Origin of the sequence: Mangrovicoccus sp. HB161399 (assembly GCF_013184745.1) — a bacterium.
GTDB lineage: Bacteria > Pseudomonadota > Alphaproteobacteria > Rhodobacterales > Rhodobacteraceae > Mangrovicoccus.
Map to the genome: position 1 here is coordinate 1 of NZ_JAATVU010000075.1, position 18,669 is coordinate 18,669.

Below are 18,669 nucleotides of genomic sequence, written 5' to 3' on the forward strand. Positions count from 1 at the left end.
TGACCTCCACCTCTTCCTTGAGGCGACGGTTCTCGCGCCGAAGTTCGGCCAGTTCGGCGGCCTCGGCCTGCTGCTTGCGGATCGCCTCGGCCGCCCCTCCAGCCGCCAGTTCAAGCCGCCAGCCTTTCAGCTGCGACGGCGTCACGCCAAGTTCCCGCGCGACGCTGGTCTGGGTGGCGCCGGGCTCCGACAGGCGCGCAACGGCCTGCTCCTTGAACTCGGCGGTGAAGTGACGACCGGGTTGTCTGCTCATAGCGGGTCCCTCTCTCTGGGAGTACTTCAACTCCCAGTCCGGGATCCGGGGGCAAGGTCACCCAGTTCGGGAGCCGGGGGCAAGGTCACTTCTTGGCGCGACCGGAACATGGTGAGGTTGCCTAGTTCATTTCCCTGCGTCGGTGTCATTCCGCACTGATGCGGGCCGGACCGCGAAGTACCGTGGAGACGTCGGCACGGCGGCCGCCATGCCTTGATCCGCGGGAGGAACGGATGATCACAATCGGACAGTACCAGGAATTTCTCGATCGGGCGGCGGCCGCCCATGGCGGCATCATCTTCGGGCTGAATCCGTACAACAGCTCTGTCACGCCGGTGCTCGAAGCGGTCGAGGAGTATGTGCAGGCCCCGTCCAACGCCAGCTTCAATGCCATCCGCAATGCTCTGGAGCGGATGCCGACGGACCGGAAGATCAAGTACAGGGACGCGATCGGCTATCTCGAGGGCGTGCTGCGGGCAGAGCGCAACGAGGCAAGCCGGCTGGATACCGAGACGCGGCTGCGCGGCAACCCGTTCCGGGTGAGCTCGGACATGAGGGAGTACGAAACCACGTTCGGTCCGAAATTCGGGAAGAAGCTGCAGGCAATCGGCGGCGGCGGCATCTGGATGGATGGCGGGGCAGGAGAGGCGAACGCGATGCGCCGCTTCGCCCCGACGCGGCCGGATGTGGACTGCATCGCGTTCTCGCATTCCATTCCGTCCGGGGCCGCTGCTTCGATCCGCGCAGACGAGGAGAGCTGCCCGAACTTCTCCTATCACGAGATCGGGATGTTCGAGGAGTACGACCTCTCCCTCCTCGCGCCGCCGCAGAGCTGCGACCTGATCACCGATCTCAACGGCGTGCTCTACTACACGCAGGAATTCGACGAGGCGCTGCGGCGCTACCTCCATTTCCTGAAGGTCGGCGGCACCCTGATGTTCACCCGCTCGGCGGTCCATATCGTCGAGGGCCACGGGAAGGCCGATATCGGGTCCCTTGCCGACAGCGACTACGATTCGCTCGACCGATGGCTCGCCCGCATTCTCGGGGCGAAGGCCTACAGGCTGCCGCGGACCTCGTCGCTGGCGCTGAAGCGGACGTCGGAGGATGTCCGCGTGCCTAGGCTCAAGCTCAAGGATTCGGGCCGCGTGGTCGAGAAGGGGCATGCGGTCACGCGCGTCTACAAGAGCTATCATTGACCGCGCCGGCGGTTCAACGTCGGCCGGGCGGCGCCGGATCAGATGCAGTCGCCGCGCCCCATCTTGTGCAGGAACTGCCCTGCTTCCTCCAGCACCGTCCCGCGATGCGCCGCATCCATCCGGTCCCAGGTCCGGTACATCTGAGCCATGCGCGGATTGCCCCCGAAGCGGTCGCGGTGGCGGTCGAGGAAGGCCCAGTAGAGCAGGTTGAACGGGCAGGCGCGCTCCCCGGTCCTCGCGGTGACGCTGTAGTGGCAGCCGCCGCAATAGTCCGACATCCGCGAAATGTAGCTGCCTGACGAGACATAGGGTTTCGAGGCGATCACCCCGCCATCGGCGAACTGGCTCATCCCGACCGTGTTCGGCGCCTCGACCCATTCGAAGGCATCGACATAGACCGACAGGTACCATTCATGCACCTCGGCCGGGTCGATTCCGGCGATCAGCGCGAAATTCCCGGTGATCATCAGACGCTGGATATGGTGGGCATAGGCCTCGTCGCGGGTCTGGGCGACGGCATGGGCGAGGCAGTTCATCCGGGTCTCCGCCCCCCAGTAGAGCGCGGGCAGCTTGCGCTGGTGGTTCAGCTTGTTCTGCCGCGGATAGTCCGGGCCGCCGCGGAAATAGATGCCGCGGACATATTCGCGCCAGCCGAGGATCTGGCGGATGAAGCCCTCCGCCGCGTTGATCGGCACCTTGCCGCCCTTCCAGGCGGCTTCGGCCCGGCGGCAGGCGTCGAGCGGGTCGAGCAGGCCGATATTGAGATAGGCCGAGATCAGCGAGTGGTAGAGGAAGCGGTTCCCCGACAGCATCGCATCCTGGTAGTCGCCGAACAGCGGCAGGGCCTCCGCGATGAAGCGGTCGAGTACCTGCCCGGCCTGGCCGGGATCGGTAGCGTAGCCGAAGGGGCGGAGCGCGCCGAAATTCCCGCCGAAGCGGTCCTCCACCAAGCCGAGCACCTCTTCGAGCGCTTCGTCGGGCGAGAACCATAGCGGCTTCGGCGCGAAGAGGTCGTCCCTGGCGGGCTTGCGGTTCTCGCGGTCGTAGTTCCACTTTCCGCCCGCGGGCCGGTCGCCGTCCATCAGGAGGCCGGTCTTGCGCCGCATCTCTCGGTAGAAATATTCCATCCGCAGCGCCTTGCGCCCCTCCGCCCAGGCATCGAAATCGGCATGGCTGGCGATGAAGCGGTCATCCTCCAGCATCGTGACCCGCAGCGGCATCTCGCCGAGGGCCTCGATCAGCCGCCATTCGCCGGGTTCGGTCGCGATCACCTCCTTGGCGCCGGTTTCCGAGGCGCGGCGCAGGAGTTCGCCGGGTATGGAGCCGGCATTGTCCGGGTCGTCGAGACGCGAATAGGCCACGCGCCAGCCCTCCGCTTGCAGGCGGCCGGCGAATTTGCGCATCGCGGCGAGGATCAGCGCGATTTTCTTCGGATGGTGCGGGACATAGCCGGTTTCCGTGCCGACCTCGGCCATCACCACCAGATCGCGGTCCCGGTCGGCGGCCTTCAGCGCGGCCATGCCGGGCGAGAGCTGGTCGCCGAGCACCAGCACCAGCCTCATGCGCAAGCCTCCCCGCCCGGGACAGGAGCGGAGAGGCTGCTCCCGGCCCGCGCTGCGAGGACGGCGGTGCCGGGGACGGGCCGGGGGAGGAGGTTTGTCCCGGACCCGGAACTTGTCTTGCATGCCTGCATCTTCGGCTCCTGGCGCTTCCGCTGTCCAGATAGGGCGCGGGCGGCGCGGGGCCATGGGCGGAAAGGGACCGGCGGCCGCTTCTGCGGCGGCCTTGCCGGGTCTGCCCGGTGCGGCCGGGAGGCCGTTCCTCCGCCCGGCCGGACAAGGGAGGGAACGCGGGCCGGGCGGCGGAGGGCGGCGGGCCGCTTCTGCGGCGGCCGCGCCTGTCTTGCCGGAAGGGCGGCCCAAGTGGAGCGGCCGCTGGTCCGGAGTGCCTGTGTCTTCCGCGTCCGGACGCCGCGGGAAGGCGGTCTTGCCGCCCGGCCGGGGAGGGAGGAGCCCCGTGCCGGGCGGGCCATTGCCCGGGGGCCGCTTCTGCGGCGGCCGTTCCGGGAAGGGCGGGTAAGGGAGGAGAGACCCGCCCGGAATTCCGCGTCGGTCAGCTTGCGCGGCCGCTCCAGTCTGCCGCCGCCGCACGGACATGAACATCCGAGCCGTCGCGCTCGATGCTGTAGAGCTCGCCGGGATGGCCCGGCAGGCCGAAGCGCAGGGCATCGCCATCCTGCATCTCCATCATCAGCCGCGCAGGCTGCGCGGCCGCGTCCTTGGCCAGGTAGGTGGCGACGACTGTGAAGGCGCCATCCTCGGCCTGGGTGTAATAGACCGACATGTCGGTCAGCGCGCCAGAGACGGTGCCGCCTGCGAACGGTGCGTTCAGCGTGATCTCGGCGGCCTGGGTGGCGAGGGGGGCCATGGCCAGGGCGAAAGCGAAGGCGCTGCTGTTCATCTCGGGGCTCCTTGTTCCTGTGTTCCGTTTCCTGATGGACATATCGGGACGGGCCGGGCAAAACTCAAATCGATCCTAGATATGATGAGCATAATTCAGATGGATTTACAGGGCCGCGATCTGGCGCTTCTCGTCTCGCTCGACGTGCTGCTGGAGGAATGCAGCGTCACCCGGGCGGCGAAGCGGCTGGGGATCAGCCAGCCTGCCATGTCGGCGCAGCTGGCGCGGCTGCGCGACCTTTTCGGCGACGAGCTGCTCGCGGGGAATGCCCATGGCATGACGCTGACGCCGCGCGCCGAGGCGATGCGGTCCCGGCTGGGCGCCGCGCTGGAGGATCTGCGGCAGGTGGTGACGGAGGCGCGGGACTTCGATCCGGCGGCGGACGCGCGGCGGATCCGGCTGGCGGGCACCGACCTTGCCTTCGCGCTGGTTCTGCCCGCCCTCCTTGCGATGCTGGCGGAGCGGGCGCCGGGCGTGACGCTTGACTGCCGTCCGCTGGACCCTGCGCAGGTTGCGGCGGATCTGGAAGGCGGCGCGCTGGATTTCGCGATCATGCGGTCCGAGAACGCGCCGGAGAGCTTCCCGGGGCGGCGGCTGGGCGGGGCGGAGTTCCAGGTGATCTGGCGGCGCGACCATCCGGCGCTTTGCGGCGGCATGACGCTCGACGCCTTCTGCGCGCTGCCGCATGCCGTGGCGGTGGCCGAGGGCGCCTGGGTGGCGGAGGCGGTCGAGGCAGCGCTGGCCGCGCTGGGACGGCGCCGCAGGGTTGCGCTGAGCCTGCCGAATTTCCTGCTTCTGCCCGAGGTGATCCGCGCCACCGATCTGGTCGCGGTGGTGCCCGAGCCGATGGCGGCGGCCTGCGGCCCGGGCATCTGCCGCGCCGCGCCGCCGGTCGCGCTGCCCGGAAGCCAGATCTACCTGGGCTGGCACCGGCGGCTGCAGGGCGACCCGGCGGCCCGCTGGTTCCGTGGCCTGGTGGCGGAGGCGACCGCGCGCTACCGCCGGGACGGGGCCTGAGCGCCAGAGGTGCGGGACGCCACTGGGCGATGGCATTCCCGGCGCCGCTGCCTATATTCGGGGGGCACCGGAAAAAGGAGCGCGCAATGTTCTTCATGCAGACGGCAAAGACGCGGATGGTCGGCGCGGAGGACGCCCTGCCGGGGCGGCCGGCCGCCATCCCCACGGCGCGGACCCATTTCGTCAATGGCCGCGATCTGAAGGCCCCGGTTCCCGAGGGCATGGAAGAGGCCATGTTCGGCATGGGCTGCTTCTGGGGCGTCGAGCGGATGTTCTGGAAGCTGCCGGGCGTCTGGCTGACCATGGTCGGCTATGCGGGCGGGCACACGCCGAACCCGCTCTACGAGGAGGTCTGCACCGCGAAGACCGGCCACAACGAGGTGGTGCGGGTGATCTACGACCCGGCGGCCATCAGCTACGAGGAGCTGCTCAAGGTCTTCTGGGAGGGCCATGACCCGACCCAGGGCATGCGCCAGGGCAACGATGTCGGCACGCAGTACCGCTCGGGGATCTACACCCATTCGGAGGCCCAGCAGGCGGCCGCCCTGGCAGCGCGGGATGCGTTCGGGCCGCGGCTGAAGGCAGCGGGCTACGGCACCGTGACGACCGAGATCCTGCCCGCGCCGGAGTTCTATTTCGCCGAGGACTACCACCAGCAGTACCTGGCGAAGAACCCGAACGGCTATTGCGGCATCGGCGGGACTGGCGTGACCTGTCCGATCGGAACCGGCCTGACGGCCTGACTTCCTGAAATGACCTGCGGGCGTCCTCTTTTCCGGCGCCCTCAGTCACCTTCCGGTTCCTGCAGCATGTGAAGAGATATCAAGTTGACGTCTAGGTCATGCTTGTTGATTTCCGTTGAGAACTGACCCGGGCAGCCCGGAAATTTCCACAGGGAACTGACCCATGTTTGAACTCGCCCCCGACTTGATCATCGGGGGTCAACGGAGCGATCGACATGGCATTTCTGTGCGTGATCCGACGCTGGGCACTGCGGGACCAGCTCTCGATCCGGGAAATATCCCGGCGTAACGGGCTATCCCGGAGCGAGGCGCGCCGCCACCGGTCCGAGGGTCGTCCATCGCGGCGCCATCGGTTCGAGCCCGATGGACGACGCCGAGCGATCCGCAAGAATCTCTGGGCCGGAACCGCGGATCCGCAGGTCCAAGTTCCCGAGCGGCCCAGCAAGCTGGATCCCTGCGCGGACAAGCTGGCGGCCTGGCTGACATCCGAGGCGGGCAAGCCGAGGAAGCAGCGGCGGACGCTGAAGCAGTTGCACGCCGAACTCGCGAGCCTGGGCTGCGAGGGCTCCTGCAACCGGGTGGCCGCTTTCGCGCGCCGCTGGAAATAGGAGCGCCAGCGCGAGAGCCAGGGCGCCGGGCGAGGCATATTCGTGCCGCTCGCCTTCGTGCTCGGCGAGGCCTTCCAGTTCGACTGGGGCGAGGACTGGGCGACGATCGGCGGCGAGCACACGAAGCTGCTGGTGGCGCATATCAAGCTGGCGCACAGCCGTGTTGCCATCGCCGCTCGAACCGGTGGCGCGGCGATGGCAACTCCTCGTCCGGGCCTATCTGCTGCAGACCCACGAGATGCTGTTCGACGCCCACTGGCATGGCTTCCGCGTCTTCGGAGGCATCCCGCGGTGGGGGATCCATGACAGCGGGAATTGTCCGCCATTGGTCCGAGGAGTTGCCGACGAGGCGCCATCGATCCGAGCCCGCCGGCGACGGACGCGAAGGCGGCGGTGGACCGGGTCGGCAAGGGCAAGAGGCGGCAGGTCAACGCCCGCTTCCAGAGCATGGCCAGCTACTACGTCTTCGAGCCGCCGTGCATCGGGCTCGGACCGATGGCGCCTCGATGAACGGCTTCTGCAATCCGGCGGCTGGCCGGGAACGAGCCATGTCGCGCCTTTGGTCCGAGCGAGTTGCCGGCGGTTGCGCCACCGATCCGAGCACCGCTGGCGACGGTGAGCAGACAGGTCGAGAAGATCGTACAGGACGCCCGCGACCGGATCCTCCAGCTGATGCCGCCGTCCATTGTCCTCGGACCGTGAGGTGGTCCCTCGGCAGGAGCCTTGCCTGGGTTCGGCATTCCGGCTGGTCGCGGCCATGTCGCGAGGGGCAAGTGCCACCGGTCCGAACGCCGCCCCGGGCGCGCCTGATCTGCGGCATCAGGGGCCGCGCGCCCTGGCGGAGTCCGCTGGGGGACGGGTCCCGGTCAACGGCCCGCGGTCTGCGCCGCACCGGTCCGGACCGGGTGTTCCGTCCGTCCCGCCTCCGCCCGGCGCCATCGCCTCGCATCGCGCCCCGCCATCCTCGGGCCGCCGGACGCTTCCCGGCGGCGATCCCCTTCCCGGCCTGGCACCGCCCGGCAGCTCGAGCCGCGGGCAACGGGCGCCCGGACGGGGCGGGCCATGCGCGCGGCGAGCGCGGCCGCGGCGATCTTCGCCGCGTGCTGGCCCGCGCCATCGCGCCGGGACAGGGCAGCCGCCGCGGGCAGGGGGTCCCGGCCCCGGAGATCCGCCCGGACCGCTCCTTGCCGCCGGGCGGCGCGGTCGCGGGCGGACCGGAAGACAGCCACGCCGGGCGCGGCCGCCGCAGAGGCCGGGGACGCGACGGGGCCGAGGCCGGGGATCGTGGCGGGCCGCCGGGCGGGCGGGCCGGTCTTCCGCGCCGCCGCGATGCCGGTCCTCTCCTCCGGATCGCGCAGCTGGCCGGCGGGCAGGCCGCGATGCCGGTCCCCTCCTCCGGATCGCGCAGTCGGCCGGCGGGCAGGCCGCGTGCCGGGCCCGCCGCGCGCGGCTCCGAGCAGCCGGTCCAAGCCGCGAATGCCCTCCGCGGCCGCGATCCCGAACTCCGGCAGATGCGCACGGATCGCATTCGCCGGTCGTGTCCGCTGGCGAACCGGGACATCCCGCGCCGCATGATCCGGGAGCGCCGCCTGCCGGCCTGCCGGCTTCGCCGGCACGAAGCGCATGGCGGGCCGGGCAGCGGCCCCGCGGACCGCTTCCGCGCCGGCCGGGTCCCGCGCCCGGCGATGTGCGCCCGGACGGGCCTCCATTCCGGCCATGCACGGCTCGGGCCGCCCGGAGAACCCGGGCACCTGCGACCGGCGCAACCGGCGGCGGAGGGCGGCCCGCCCGTCCGCAGCGGCGCCGCGCACCTGGAACGCGCCCTTGGCCGGATCGAGGCCGATGGCGACAGGCTGCTCCATGGATGGCTCCTCCAGCTGCAGCGCAACGCGGTCCTCGCCGGCGGCGCATCGCGATGCCGCTGCAGGGGCCATCGAGACCATCAATGGCGGATAATGGCTCGTTCCTCGAGACCGGCAACGACAGCTGCCGCTTCAAGGCCAGCTCCGAGGCGGAAAGAACCAGGAGGGAGAAATGACCGGCATAGACCGCCGCATGAACCGGGCGCCATAACCTGACGACCGGTCAATTCACGATGGAAAACCCGGGTCAGTTCTCAACGGAAATCAACAACGCTGACCTTTGTCGCAGCGGATGGCACTCTGGTCGATGCCAAGGCGAAGATGGAGGCCAGGCCGGGCTGCCAGGATGTCATCGTGACCCGGTCCGGTGCAGCATCGGAGCTGGCCCTGGGCTGGACCACCGATGTCGGCATCTCGAAGGCGTCCAAGGCAATCTGAACGCCCCGGCTGCCGCACGTGCCGCGCGGCCGGGGTCCGGGCCGGGGGAGGGACCGGGAGGGGGCGTGCCCTCTCCCGGCTGCGTCTCAGGCCTGGGGGCCGCGGCTCAGCGCCGCGACGCCTGTGCGGGCGATCTCGACCAGGCCCAGCGGGCGCATCAGGTCGGCAAAGGCATCGACCTTCTCCGAAGTGCCGGTGATCTCGAAGACGAAGCTCTCCAGCGAGGTGTCGACCACGTTGGCGCGGAAGATGTCGGCGAGGCGCAGCGCCTCGACCCGCTTGTCGCCGGTGCCCGCCACCTTCAGCAGCGCCAGCTCGCGTTCCACCGACTGGCCCTCGACAGTCAGGTCGTGCACGTCATGGACCGGGACCATGCGCTGCAGCTGTGCCTTGATCTGCTCGATCACCTGCGGCGTGCCGGTGGTGACGATGGTGATGCGCGAGCGGTGACCCTGATGGTCGACTTCGGCCACGGTGAGGCTCTCGATGTTGTAGCCGCGGCCCGAGAACAGGCCGATCACCCGCGCCAGAACCCCGGATTCGTTGTCGACGACAACTGCCAGCGTGTGGCGCTCCATCACTTCGCTCATGTGGCTGCGGAGATCGTAGGCCGAGTGCTTCGACGAGCCTTTCTTGATCTGGAGAGCGGACATCGGGAGTACCTCCGGGGCTGTATCTGTGGTCTGGGCCCGTCCGCTCTGGGCGGGCCGGGATGGGGTCTGGGCGGCGCGCAGTGAAACACGCGGCCGCGGAATCAGGGTTTCGAGGTCGGACATTGTTTCAGATCTCCGCCGTTCGGGGGCTTCCGGGGCCCGGAATCTCACGGCAGGTGAACCTGCCGTGGGGGTGGCTGACGCTGGGTGAAGCAGCGCTGTAGACAGGGAGCACCGCTTTGACATAGCCTTCGAGGAGGATCCCATGGCAACCATGAGCGCCCCGGACATGCCCCTGTTCCGCAGCCTTTCGCACCGCATCGTGACCATGCTGACCGCGGGGGCCTTCGCCACCGTGGCCTTCGACTTCTTCGGCCAGAGCCTCAGTCCCGGCCTCGGCTTCGCCGGGCTTGCGCCCGTGCCGCTGGCCAACCAGGTGATCCGCACCGTGACCGGCGCCGAAAGCCTGCCCGGCGCGCATGCGCTCCATTACATGGCGGGCATGCTCGCCTATCCCTTCGGCTGGGTCTTCGTGGCCGAGCCGCTGCGTCGGATGATCCTGCCGCAGCTGAACTGGCTGGCGGCGGCCGCGCTCTACGGCGTGGTCCTGTGGATCTTCGCGCTCTACGTGATGGCCTCGCTGGTGGCGGGCAATCCGCCCTTCCTCGGCTTCGCGCAGATCGCCTGGGTGGCGCTGGTGGGTCATGTGCTCTTCGCCATCGTGACGGCCGTCGTGATGCGGATCCGCGGGGACTGAACGCGCCCGCTTAGGACCGGGTGCCGCAAGGCACCCGGAACCCGGGTCAGACGAGCACCGCGCCCTTGCCCTGGATCGCGTCGGTCGCCTGCGCGTCGCCCAGCAGCATCTTGTTGTGCGGCTCGCCCGACGGGATCATCGGGAAGCAGTTCTCGTGCTTCTCGACCAGGCAGTCGAAGATCACCGGACCGTCATACCTGATCATTTCCATGATCGCGTCGTCCAGATCCTTGGGATCGCTGCACTGGATGCCCTTGCCGCCGAAGGCTTCGGCCAGCTTGACGAAATCGGGCAGCGCTTCGGACCAGGAGTGGCTGTAGCGCTCGCCGTGCAGCAGCTGCTGCCACTGGCGCACCATGCCCAGGCGCTCGTTGTTCAGGATGAACTGCTTCACCGGCAGGCGGAACTGGATCGCGGTGCCCATTTCCTGCATGTTCATCAGCCAGGACGCCTCGCCGGCCACGTTGATCACGAGGCTGTCGGGATGCGCCACCTGCGCGCCGATCGAGGCGGGGAAGCCGTAGCCCATTGTGCCCAGGCCGCCCGAGGTCATCCAGCGGTTCGGATCCTCGAAGCCCAGGAACTGCGCCGCCCACATCTGGTGCTGGCCCACTTCCGTGGTGACGTAGCGGTCCATGCCCTTGGTCAGCGCCTCGAGGCGCTCGAGCGCGTATTGCGGCTTGATGACGGTGTCCGAGTTCCGGTAGCGCAGGCACTCGACCTTGCGCCATTCCTCGATCTTCGCCCACCACTTCTTCAGGCCGTCCTTGTTGACCTTGCGGCCGCGGGCCTTCCAGAGGTTCAGCGCGTGTTCCAGCACATGGCCGACATCGCCGATGATCGGCACCTCCACCGGGATCACCTTGTTGATCGAGGAGGGGTCGATGTCGATATGCACCTTGCGCGACTTCGGGCTGAAATCCTGCACGCGGCCGGTGATGCGGTCGTCGAAGCGGGCGCCGATGTTGATCATCAGGTCGCAGTCATGCATCGCCAGGTTGGCCTCGTAGAGGCCGTGCATCCCCAGCATGCCCAGCCAGGCATCGCCGGATGCCGGGTAGGCGCCGAGCCCCATCAGGGTAGAGGTGATCGGGAAGCCGGTCGCCGCCACGAATTCGCGCAGGAGCTGCGACGCCGCGGGGCCGGAGTTGATCACGCCGCCGCCGGTATAGAAGATCGGCCGCTCGGCCGTCTCCATCAGCTCCACCATGCGCTCGATCGCGTCGGCGTCGCCCTTCACCTTCGGCTGGTAGTGCGAGGTCTTGGCCTTCTTCACCTCGGTATACTGCGCCGAAGCGAACTGCACGTCCTTCGGGATGTCCACGAGCACCGGGCCGGGGCGGCCGGAGCGCGCCACGTGGAAGGCCTGGTGGATCACGTTCGACAGGTCGGCCGTGTCCTTCACCAGCCAGTTGTGCTTGGTGCAGGGGCGGGTGATGCCCACGGTGTCGGCTTCCTGGAAGGCGTCGTTGCCGATCATGAAGGTCGGCACCTGGCCCGAGAGCACCACGATCGGGATCGAGTCCATCAGCGCGTCGGTCAGGCCGGTCACCGCGTTGGTCGCTCCCGGGCCGGAGGTCACCAGCGCGCAGCCCACCTTGCCGGTGGAGCGGGCATAGCCCTCGGCGGCGTGCACGGCTGCCTGCTCGTGGCGCACCAGAATGTGCTTGATGTCGTCCTGCTGGAAGATCTCGTCATAGATCGGAAGGACGGCGCCGCCGGGGTAGCCGAAAACCACCTCGACCCCCTGATCCTTCAGGGCCTGAACAACCATTTTTGCGCCGGTCATCTTCATCTTGTCCACTCCGTCATGGCGGCCTGTCGGGAGCCCCGCGGCTCCGGTTCGCGGCCTTGCAGAAACAAAAAAGCCCCCGGAGTTACTCGGGGGCGCATGGGGTTCATCCAGGGTCCGTCACCGGCCCATGCGCTGTCTTCCTGCAAGTACGATCCGAAGTTCCATCGGGGGCATCCTTCCTGTAACGACGCCTGTCTAAGCAAACCGATCCCGGGCGTCAACCGAAAACAATTAAGTATATGCCGGGGCGACGCCTTTGAAATATTGTTGCGCGAAATCGGGCCGCAAGCGCTTTGCGCCCTGCGCAGGGCGGACATGCCCGAAGCGGCCGGCAGGGTGCGCGCGGCGATGCGGGCTGCCGCCCGCGGAAGCGGGGAGAACGGAACTCAGGACAGCGGAACGGGGCGGCCGCGCGCTCAGCGCTTCTGCGGCGGGGCCATCGTGTCGGGCAGGCTGATCTTGGCGACCTGCTCGGCGATCGGGTCGATCGACAGCGGATGGGCGGCGGCGGAATGGCTTTCCGGTTCGCCGATATCGATCCAGCGGCCGTTCTTGTAGATTTCCAGGCTGCCGAAATTGGCCTTGTAGGCCATCTTCGGGCTGCCGGGCACCCAGTAGCCCAGGTAGACATAGGGCAGGCCCGCCTCGCGGGCGATGTTGATGTGGTCGAGGATGATGTACGTGCCCAGCGAGCGGCGCTCCAGCTCGGGCTCGTAGAAGGAGTAGACCATGCTGAGCCCGTCATCGAGAACGTCGGTCAGGCAGACCGCGGTCAGCTTGCTGCGGCCGGGCGTGTCGGGCGAGGGCCGGGTGTACTCGATCACGCGGCTGCGGATCGGGGTTTCCTCGACCATCGCTGCGAATTCGAAGATGTCCATGTCGGCCATGCCGCCATCGGCATGGCGGCTGTCGAGATAGCTGCGGAACAGCGCGAACTGTTCCTCCGTCGCCCAGGGCGAAGTCGCGCGCCGCACCAGGTCGGCATTGCGCTTGAGCGTCCGGCGCTGGCTGCGGCCGGGCTCGAAATCGGATACTCGGATGCGGGCCGAGAGGCAGGCCATGCATTCCGCGCAGGACGGCCGGTAGAGCACGTTCTGCGAGCGGCGGAAGCCCTGCTTGGACAGCGCGTTGTTCAGCGTTTCCGAATAGTCGCCCTGCAGCGCGGTGAACAGCTTGCGCTCCATGCGGCCCGGAAGATAGGGGCACGGCTGGGGGGCAGTCACGTAGAACTGGGGGGCGATGGGAAGGCTGTGACGCATGATTTCCGTTCAGTTTTCCAGCGGAGCCTAGCAACGGTTCCTGTCTCAGCCAAGTCCCTAAAGAGCTAACCGTCCCCTAACAACGGCCGGCTTTGGAACTCGGTTAAGGCCTGTATTCAACGGGTTGGAGGCAAAGGGTCCGGAGGGCCGCCGGGGCGGCCGCTGGACGCAGGGTCAAGTTTTGCCAAGTTTGCCAATAATTGCGGCGACTTGCGGGCGCCGCGCTGCGGCGTGGCGCCCGCGACGGGGGAATCAAGCGGCTCAGATCTGCGCCTTGTTGATCATCGCCGTGCCCAGCAGCATGTCGTGCAGGCCCTGGCCGCGGGAGCTCGCCAGCATCACCGCGATCGAGATCAGCTGCGCCGGAAAGACCATGGTCATGCCCAGATAGGCCCCGGTATGCAGCGCGGCCAGCACCCCGTCGGGACGGGTGCCGTCCTGGCGGCGCAGCTCGATCCCGGCGAAATGCATGCCCCATGTCGCGCCGGAATTCGCGATGGTGATGGCGCGGTAGGCAAAGCTGACCGCGAGCCACAGCAGCGGCAGGAAGAACAGTCCGGTGAAGGCGGTCAGCGGGATTGCCAGCAGCACCAGCCCCACCGTCAGCACCATGTCCACGATCCAGGCCAGGAACCGCCGCCGGGTCACCCCGTCATAGAAAGCATGGCCCGTTTCAGGGTCGGGCAGGCCCCAGTAAGGATTGCTGTGCATCTCGTCTCTCGTCATCGGGGGAAGCGGCCCGGACCCCGGGCCGCCTTGGCGTCGTCAGGCGTCTGCCGGCTCGGAGGCCGGGGCGCGGCGGGCGCGGTCTTCCATGAACTGGTCGAACTCCGTCTTGTCCTTGGCCTCGCGCAGCCGCTTGAGGAATTCCTGGAAGGCATCCTGCTCCTCTTCGAGGCGGCGCAGGGTCTCGGCCTTGTAGGCGTCGAAGGCGCTGTTGCCGGAGGAATGGAAGGCGTATTTGGCGGTCTTCATCTTGCGGGCGTTCTTGCAGCCGGAAAACATGCGTTTGCTCCAGATCATGTAGGCGAGAAGGGCGAGGCCGACAGGCCAGAAGAATATGAAACCGAGAACCATGGCCGCGATCCAGGCGCCCTTGCCGCGCTGGTCGAGCCATTGTTCCGCCTGGCCGGGCCAGGAAGCGACTGCGTTCATCTTGGTCTCCCTTGGTGTCATTCGATGTGAAGTCCTTTCACATGCCCTAGATGTGAAGCCGCTTAACTTCCTTCAAGGGGTGGATGTGAAAAACTTTCACATCGCGCTCCGCGGCTGCCCCGTGCCGGGCAGCGGCCGGGCCCCGGGCCAGCAGGAGGGTGCTTACGGGCTGGGCAAGCCCGGGATGCGGACACGCGGACTGCCCCCGGCGGGGCAGTCGAAACCGGAGCGCGGGCGAGGGTCCCCGCCCGCGCCGATCATGCGGCCGGCAGTGCGGACCGTTGCGCCGGGCCGCGGGAAACCAAGATGGTCTCATCCGTCCGCTTGACGCTCCCGTCGTGCCCGAGAAGCTGCATTTCCCGCTCGGATGGTACGGACCCTCGGAGTTCGTGCCGGCGGCACCGATCGGAAGGGCCGCCGTCCCGCTGACGAGCGGGAGATGCAGCGTGTCGGCGCCGATCCTCGCGCGGAGGGTGCCGGATGCGTCGGGGCTGGCCTGGCGCCATGCGGCGCCTGAGAAGGGGCCGGGAACGGTTGCGGGCAAGGGGCAGGCGGAGGCGCAAAGCACCGGACCGCCCGCCAAAGGCCGCATGGAAGAGCGGCTCATGGCAAAACCCCGGATGGAGATACAGGATGATGATGCCATTTCCGGGTGCTTGCGGAAGGTCTCGCGTTGGCACGAGGCGCGTCAGGCGGTGAAGTCCGCGGCATCCGCTCCTGAAAGGCGCAGCAGCAGCTCCGGCGCGATGCCGAAGACATGGCGCGGCGTGCCGGCGGCTGCCCAGATCTCCGCGAAGTCCAGCAGCCGCGGATCCCAATAGGCGCGCGGCGGGGTCAGGTGGCCGATCGGGGAGACGCCGCCGATGGCGAAGCCGGTCTGGGCGCGGATCAGCCGCGCATCGGCCTTGCCCAGGGGCTCGCCCGCCAGGACGGCGGCCCGGTCGGCGCAGACCTGGTTGCCGCCGGCGGTGACGAAGAGGATGGCGCTGCCGCTGTTCTCGCCGCGGAACAGGATCGACTTGGCGATCTGGTCGAGAGCGCAGCCGACCGCATCCGCCGCGTCATGTGCCGTGCGCGTGCCTTCGGCGAATTCGCGGAGTTCCGCCTCGACACCGGCGGCTCCCAGCGCCGCCATGACCCGTTTCAAACTGCGGCTCACCTGATACTCCTGTCCGTGACCCTGGCAGCCGGAGGACCGCCATGACCCTGACCGACCTGATCTGCCGCCATCCGCGCCCCTACGAACCGGAGCGCGCGGCGGATGTCCTCGCCAAGCTGCCCGATCCCGGCGCCGCACGCAATCTGCTGGAAGGCGTGGCGGGCTGCAGCCCCTATCTGGCCGGGCTGATGGTCCGCGAGGCCGCTTGGCTGGAAGAGGCGCTGATCCGGGATCCGCAGGAGAGCCTGTCGGAGGTGCTGGCCGGGATCGAAGCCGGCCCGGTCAAGGAGACGGGGGTTGCCCTGCGCGTCGCCAAGCGGCGCGTCGCGCTGCTCGCGGCGCTGGCGGATTGCGGCGGGGCCTGGGAACTCGCGCAGGTGACCGCTGCGCTGACCAAGCTGTCGGACAAGGCGGTGGAGGTGGCGCTGCAATCGGTGCTGGCGCCGGTGCTGCGCGCGGGCAAGATCCCCGGCCAGGGCGAGGACGACCTTGCCACCTGTGCCGGGCTGACGGTGCTGTCGATGGGCAAGACCGGCGCGCGCGAGCTGAACTATTCCTCGGATATCGACCTGATCGTGCTGTTCGACGACAGCCGCTTCTGCGGTGCCGATCTGGGCGAGGCACGGATGCATTTCATCCGCGCGGTGCGCAAGGCGATGGCGCTGCTGTCCGACCTGACCGGCGACGGCTATGTCTTCCGCACCGACCTGAGGCTGCGGCCCGACCCCTCGGCCACGCCGGTCGCCATCTCGATTTCGGCGGCGGAGCGATATTACGAGAGCCTCGGCCGCACCTGGGAGCGCGCCGCCTTCATCAAGGCCCGGCCGTCCTCCGGCGACATCGCGGCGGGCCGGCGGTTCCTGAAGGAGATCCGTCCCTTCATCTGGCGCCGCCATCTCGATTTCGCGACCATCGAGGAAACCCAGGCGATGCAGGCCAAGATCCGCGCCCAGAAGAACACCTGGGACGATGCGAGGCTCGACGGGCGCAACCTGAAGCTCGGGCCGGGCGGCATCCGCGAAATCGAGTTCTTCACCCAGACACGGCAGATGATCGCCGGGGGGCGCGACCCGTCGCTGCGGGTGCGGGGCACCTGCGAGGGGCTGTCTCGGCTCTCGGCGGCGGGATGGATCCCGAAGGCGGAGGCCGAGGAGCTGGCGGAGCGCTATGCCGTGCTGCGCACCTGGGAGCACAGGGTGCAGATGGTGCAGGACGCCCAGACCCACGCCCTGCCCAAGGACGGGGACGGCTGGGAACGGATGGCGGCCTTCCTCGGCCAGCCCGACGGGGCGAGCCTGAGGGCGGAGATGCGGGGGACCTTTGCGCGGGTGCAGGAACTGACTGCGCCGCTGCTGCTGCAGAAGCCCGGCCAGGCCGCCCCCGCGCCGCATCCCGGTGCTGCGGCCATCGCCGCGCGCTGGCACGGCTTTGCCGCCCTGCGTTCGGACCGCGCGCGCGCCATCCTCGGGCGGCTGCTGCCCGACCTGCTGCAGCGCTTCGACAAGGCCGCGAAGCCGGAGGAGGCGCTGCTGCAGTTCGAGCGATTCCTGCAGCGCCTGCCGGCCGGGGTGCAGGTCTTCTCGCTCTTCGAGGCCAATCCGCACCTGATCGACCTGATGGTCGACATCGCCTCTTCCTCGCCGATGCTGGCGGAATACCTGTCGCGCCATGCCCAGGTTCTGGACGCGGTGATCGGCGGCAGCTTCTTCGACCCCTGGCCGGGACGTGCCGGGCTGGCGGAGGAGCTGTCCGAAGCGCTGGAGCACGATGCGGATGATTACGAGCAGAAGCTCGACGCCACCCGGCGCTGGCACAAGGAATGGCGTTTCCGCGTGGGGGTGCACCTGCTGCGCGGGCTGATCGACGCCCAGGAGGCGGCGGCGCAGTATTCCGACCTGGCAGAGGCGGTGCTGGAGGTGCTGAGCCCCGTGGTGGCGGTGCAGTTCGCCGAGAAGCACGGGCAGCTGCCGGGACGCGGCGGGGCCGTGGTCGGCATGGGCTCGCTCGGGGCGCGCAACCTGGCGGCCACCTCGGATCTGGACCTGATCGTGATCTACGATGCGCCGGGGGACGCCATGTCCGACGGCCGCCGTCCGCTCGACGCGCGCGCCTACTACGCACGGCTGACCAAGGCCTTCGTCACGGCGCTTTCGGCGCAGATGTCGGAAGGGATGCTCTACGAGGTCGACATGCGGCTGCGTCCTTCGGGGCGGCAGGGGCCGGTGGCGACGGGATGGACGGCCTTCAAGAGCTACCAGGAGACCGAGGCCTGGACCTGGGAGCATCTGGCGCTGACCCGCGCGCGGGTGATCGCCGGGGCGCCGGAGCTGTCGGAGGAGATCGAGCACTTCCGCAGGGAGCTGATCGCCGCACCGCCGGACATACCCAAGATCCTGGCGGATCTGGAGGACATGCGCGGCCGCCTGCGGGCGGGCAAGCCGCGCAAGGGGCCCTGGGACACCGAGAACGGTCCGGGCGGGCGGCAGGACATCGAGCTGCTGGCATCGGCCTGCGCGCTGGTCACCGGATGCCCGGACCGGTCACCCGAGGCGCAGCTGCGCTCGGGCTTCGTCGCCCCGGACGTGGCGGAGCGGCTGATCGGCGTCCTGCGGTTCTATTCGGTGCTCAAGCAGGCCGGGCGGCTCCTGACCGGGGGACGGCCGGACCCGGCGCATCTGGGCCAGGGCGGGCGCGACATGCTGCTGAGGGACACGGGAATGCCCGACATTGGTTCCCTTGAGGCGCGTATCGCCGAAACTCTGGAGCAATCAGCCAAGGTCGTGGACAATGCTGTCCAAACCTGTCCGGATTGACAGGTTGTCGCAGATCGGTAGCTTGAGCCCATGCCGACTCGAAACCTGCCAGCCGATCCCGACCCCGAAGGCCTGATCCGCGATGCGTACCGGATCGAAGGCATAGAGATGCCGTCCTGCCGCTCGATCTTCCTGGACTGGGCACTGTCGATCCCCGAGGGGGTGGAGCCCTGCCTTGCGCTGCGGGCCCTGCTGGAACTGCACGGCGCGGATGCGCCCGACCATCCGATGACCCGCATTCTGGCCCAGGGCCTGGCCAGCGCCCCTGCGCCGCGCCGCCGCCGCAACCGCAGCACTGGTGCCGCCGCCTGATACCGGGGCCGTCCTGATGCGGCGGGCGGCCCGCACTGGTCTACTGCCTTGGGTCTGCGCCCGGAAGCTATAGGGCATCAGCGTGCGGCTATCCGAGGCAGAGAGCCGGCGGGGAACTGCCGCGCGATCTGGGCCGGGCGCAACGGTTTTCTGACATTGGTTCCGCAAACTGGAATGCTCCGGGTG

General features: G+C 68.7%; 16 protein-coding genes and 1 pseudogene. 7 read left to right on the forward strand and 10 right to left on the reverse strand.

From position 1 onward, the window contains the following. Positions 1–253, reverse strand: a 253-nt coding sequence (locus HCC78_RS26305; protein WP_172331753.1) for a transposase, incomplete at its 3' end; no start/stop codon positions are given. 233 nt (positions 254–486) lie between these two features. Here HCC78_RS26305 and HCC78_RS26310 point away from each other — a divergent pair. After that, positions 487–1,452, forward strand: coding sequence for a hypothetical protein (locus HCC78_RS26310; protein ID WP_172331754.1), 966 nt, complete (start codon positions 487–489; stop codon positions 1,450–1,452). Positions 1,453–1,490: 38 nt separating this feature from the next. On the opposite strand, the gene HCC78_RS26315 is transcribed toward HCC78_RS26310, so the two are convergent. Then, positions 1,491–3,014, reverse strand: coding sequence for a cryptochrome/photolyase family protein (locus HCC78_RS26315; RefSeq protein ID WP_172331755.1), 1,524 nt, complete (start codon positions 3,012–3,014; stop codon positions 1,491–1,493). A gap of 550 nt (positions 3,015–3,564) precedes the next feature. Continuing rightward, positions 3,565–3,912: a hypothetical protein gene (locus HCC78_RS26320; protein WP_172331756.1), complete on the reverse strand. Its 348-nt coding sequence runs from the start codon at positions 3,910–3,912 to the stop codon at positions 3,565–3,567. Between the two features lie 99 nt (positions 3,913–4,011). Here HCC78_RS26320 and HCC78_RS26325 point away from each other — a divergent pair, with 99 nt between their 5' ends. The 3 genes and pseudogenes from HCC78_RS26325 to HCC78_RS33990 all read left to right on the forward strand — a co-directional run. Beyond that, on the forward strand, positions 4,012–4,929 hold the full coding sequence (locus HCC78_RS26325) for a LysR family transcriptional regulator (protein WP_172331757.1): 918 nt from the start codon (positions 4,012–4,014) through the stop codon (positions 4,927–4,929). A gap of 86 nt (positions 4,930–5,015) precedes the next feature. After that, positions 5,016–5,672, forward strand: a complete 657-nt coding sequence (msrA, locus tag HCC78_RS26330; protein WP_172331758.1) for a peptide-methionine (S)-S-oxide reductase MsrA — start codon at positions 5,016–5,018, stop codon at positions 5,670–5,672. Between the two features lie 215 nt (positions 5,673–5,887). After that, a pseudogene (locus tag HCC78_RS33990) lies at positions 5,888–6,849 on the forward strand (hypothetical protein); the annotation flags it as partial. A 297-nt stretch (positions 6,850–7,146) separates the two neighbouring features. Here HCC78_RS33990 and HCC78_RS26340 read toward each other — a convergent pair. Together HCC78_RS26340 and ilvN are read right to left on the reverse strand one after the other, a co-directional pair. After that, positions 7,147–8,142 (reverse strand): hypothetical protein, encoded by a 996-nt coding sequence (locus HCC78_RS26340; protein ID WP_172331759.1) that lies wholly within the window; start codon positions 8,140–8,142, stop codon positions 7,147–7,149. Between the two features lie 524 nt (positions 8,143–8,666). Then, entirely contained in the window at positions 8,667–9,233 is a 567-nt protein-coding gene (ilvN, locus tag HCC78_RS26345) for an acetolactate synthase small subunit (protein ID WP_172331760.1), read from the reverse strand. Between the two features lie 265 nt (positions 9,234–9,498). Here ilvN and HCC78_RS26350 point away from each other — a divergent pair, with 265 nt between their 5' ends. Continuing rightward, on the forward strand, positions 9,499–9,990 hold the full coding sequence (locus HCC78_RS26350; protein ID WP_253949375.1) for a hypothetical protein: 492 nt from the start codon (positions 9,499–9,501) through the stop codon (positions 9,988–9,990). Positions 9,991–10,036: 46 nt separating this feature from the next. Here HCC78_RS26350 and HCC78_RS26355 read toward each other — a convergent pair whose 3' ends face one another. From HCC78_RS26355 to HCC78_RS26375, 5 genes are all read right to left on the reverse strand, one after another. Then, a complete protein-coding gene (locus HCC78_RS26355; RefSeq protein WP_172331761.1) occupies positions 10,037–11,779 on the reverse strand; it encodes an acetolactate synthase 3 large subunit in 1,743 nt (580 codons plus the stop codon). A 422-nt stretch (positions 11,780–12,201) separates the two neighbouring features. Then, on the reverse strand, positions 12,202–13,044 hold the full coding sequence (locus HCC78_RS26360; RefSeq protein WP_172331762.1) for an arginyltransferase: 843 nt from the start codon (positions 13,042–13,044) through the stop codon (positions 12,202–12,204). A 261-nt stretch (positions 13,045–13,305) separates the two neighbouring features. After that, complete coding sequence (locus tag HCC78_RS26365) at positions 13,306–13,755, reverse strand: RDD family protein (protein ID WP_172331763.1); 450 nt, start codon at positions 13,753–13,755, stop codon at positions 13,306–13,308. 54 nt (positions 13,756–13,809) lie between these two features. Then, on the reverse strand, positions 13,810–14,199 hold the full coding sequence (locus HCC78_RS26370) for a DUF2852 domain-containing protein (protein WP_172331764.1): 390 nt from the start codon (positions 14,197–14,199) through the stop codon (positions 13,810–13,812). A 688-nt stretch (positions 14,200–14,887) separates the two neighbouring features. Next, positions 14,888–15,358, reverse strand: a complete 471-nt coding sequence (locus tag HCC78_RS26375; RefSeq protein WP_172331765.1) for a YbaK/EbsC family protein — start codon at positions 15,356–15,358, stop codon at positions 14,888–14,890. A gap of 41 nt (positions 15,359–15,399) precedes the next feature. On the opposite strand from HCC78_RS26375, the gene HCC78_RS26380 reads away from it, so the two are divergent. After that, entirely contained in the window at positions 15,400–18,171 is a 2,772-nt protein-coding gene (locus HCC78_RS26380) for a glutamine-synthetase adenylyltransferase (protein WP_172331766.1), read from the forward strand. A gap of 30 nt (positions 18,172–18,201) precedes the next feature. Further along, complete coding sequence (locus tag HCC78_RS26385) at positions 18,202–18,483, forward strand: hypothetical protein (protein WP_172331767.1); 282 nt, start codon at positions 18,202–18,204, stop codon at positions 18,481–18,483. The last annotated feature ends 186 nt before the right edge of the window (positions 18,484–18,669 follow it).

What these genes read in the sequence shown, in the direction of transcription:
- HCC78_RS26310 (WP_172331754.1), top strand. Translation starts at nt 487, where the DNA reads ATGATCACAATCGGACAGTACCAGGAATTTCTCGATCGGGCGGCGGCC.
- HCC78_RS26315 (WP_172331755.1), bottom strand. Translation starts at nt 3,014, where the DNA reads ATGAGGCTGGTGCTGGTGCTCGGCGACCAGCTCTCGCCCGGCATGGCC.
- HCC78_RS26320 (WP_172331756.1), bottom strand. Translation starts at nt 3,912, where the DNA reads ATGAACAGCAGCGCCTTCGCTTTCGCCCTGGCCATGGCCCCCCTCGCC.
- HCC78_RS26325 (WP_172331757.1), top strand. Translation starts at nt 4,012, where the DNA reads ATGGATTTACAGGGCCGCGATCTGGCGCTTCTCGTCTCGCTCGACGTG.
- msrA (WP_172331758.1), top strand. Translation starts at nt 5,016, where the DNA reads ATGTTCTTCATGCAGACGGCAAAGACGCGGATGGTCGGCGCGGAGGAC.
- HCC78_RS26340 (WP_172331759.1), bottom strand. Translation starts at nt 8,142, where the DNA reads ATGGAGCAGCCTGTCGCCATCGGCCTCGATCCGGCCAAGGGCGCGTTC.
- ilvN (WP_172331760.1), bottom strand. Translation starts at nt 9,233, where the DNA reads ATGTCCGCTCTCCAGATCAAGAAAGGCTCGTCGAAGCACTCGGCCTAC.
- HCC78_RS26350 (WP_253949375.1), top strand. Translation starts at nt 9,499, where the DNA reads ATGGCAACCATGAGCGCCCCGGACATGCCCCTGTTCCGCAGCCTTTCG.
- HCC78_RS26355 (WP_172331761.1), bottom strand. Translation starts at nt 11,779, where the DNA reads ATGACCGGCGCAAAAATGGTTGTTCAGGCCCTGAAGGATCAGGGGGTC.
- HCC78_RS26360 (WP_172331762.1), bottom strand. Translation starts at nt 13,044, where the DNA reads ATGCGTCACAGCCTTCCCATCGCCCCCCAGTTCTACGTGACTGCCCCC.
- HCC78_RS26365 (WP_172331763.1), bottom strand. Translation starts at nt 13,755, where the DNA reads ATGCACAGCAATCCTTACTGGGGCCTGCCCGACCCTGAAACGGGCCAT.
- HCC78_RS26370 (WP_172331764.1), bottom strand. Translation starts at nt 14,199, where the DNA reads ATGAACGCAGTCGCTTCCTGGCCCGGCCAGGCGGAACAATGGCTCGAC.
- HCC78_RS26380 (WP_172331766.1), top strand. Translation starts at nt 15,400, where the DNA reads ATGACCCTGACCGACCTGATCTGCCGCCATCCGCGCCCCTACGAACCG.
- HCC78_RS26385 (WP_172331767.1), top strand. Translation starts at nt 18,202, where the DNA reads ATGCCGACTCGAAACCTGCCAGCCGATCCCGACCCCGAAGGCCTGATC.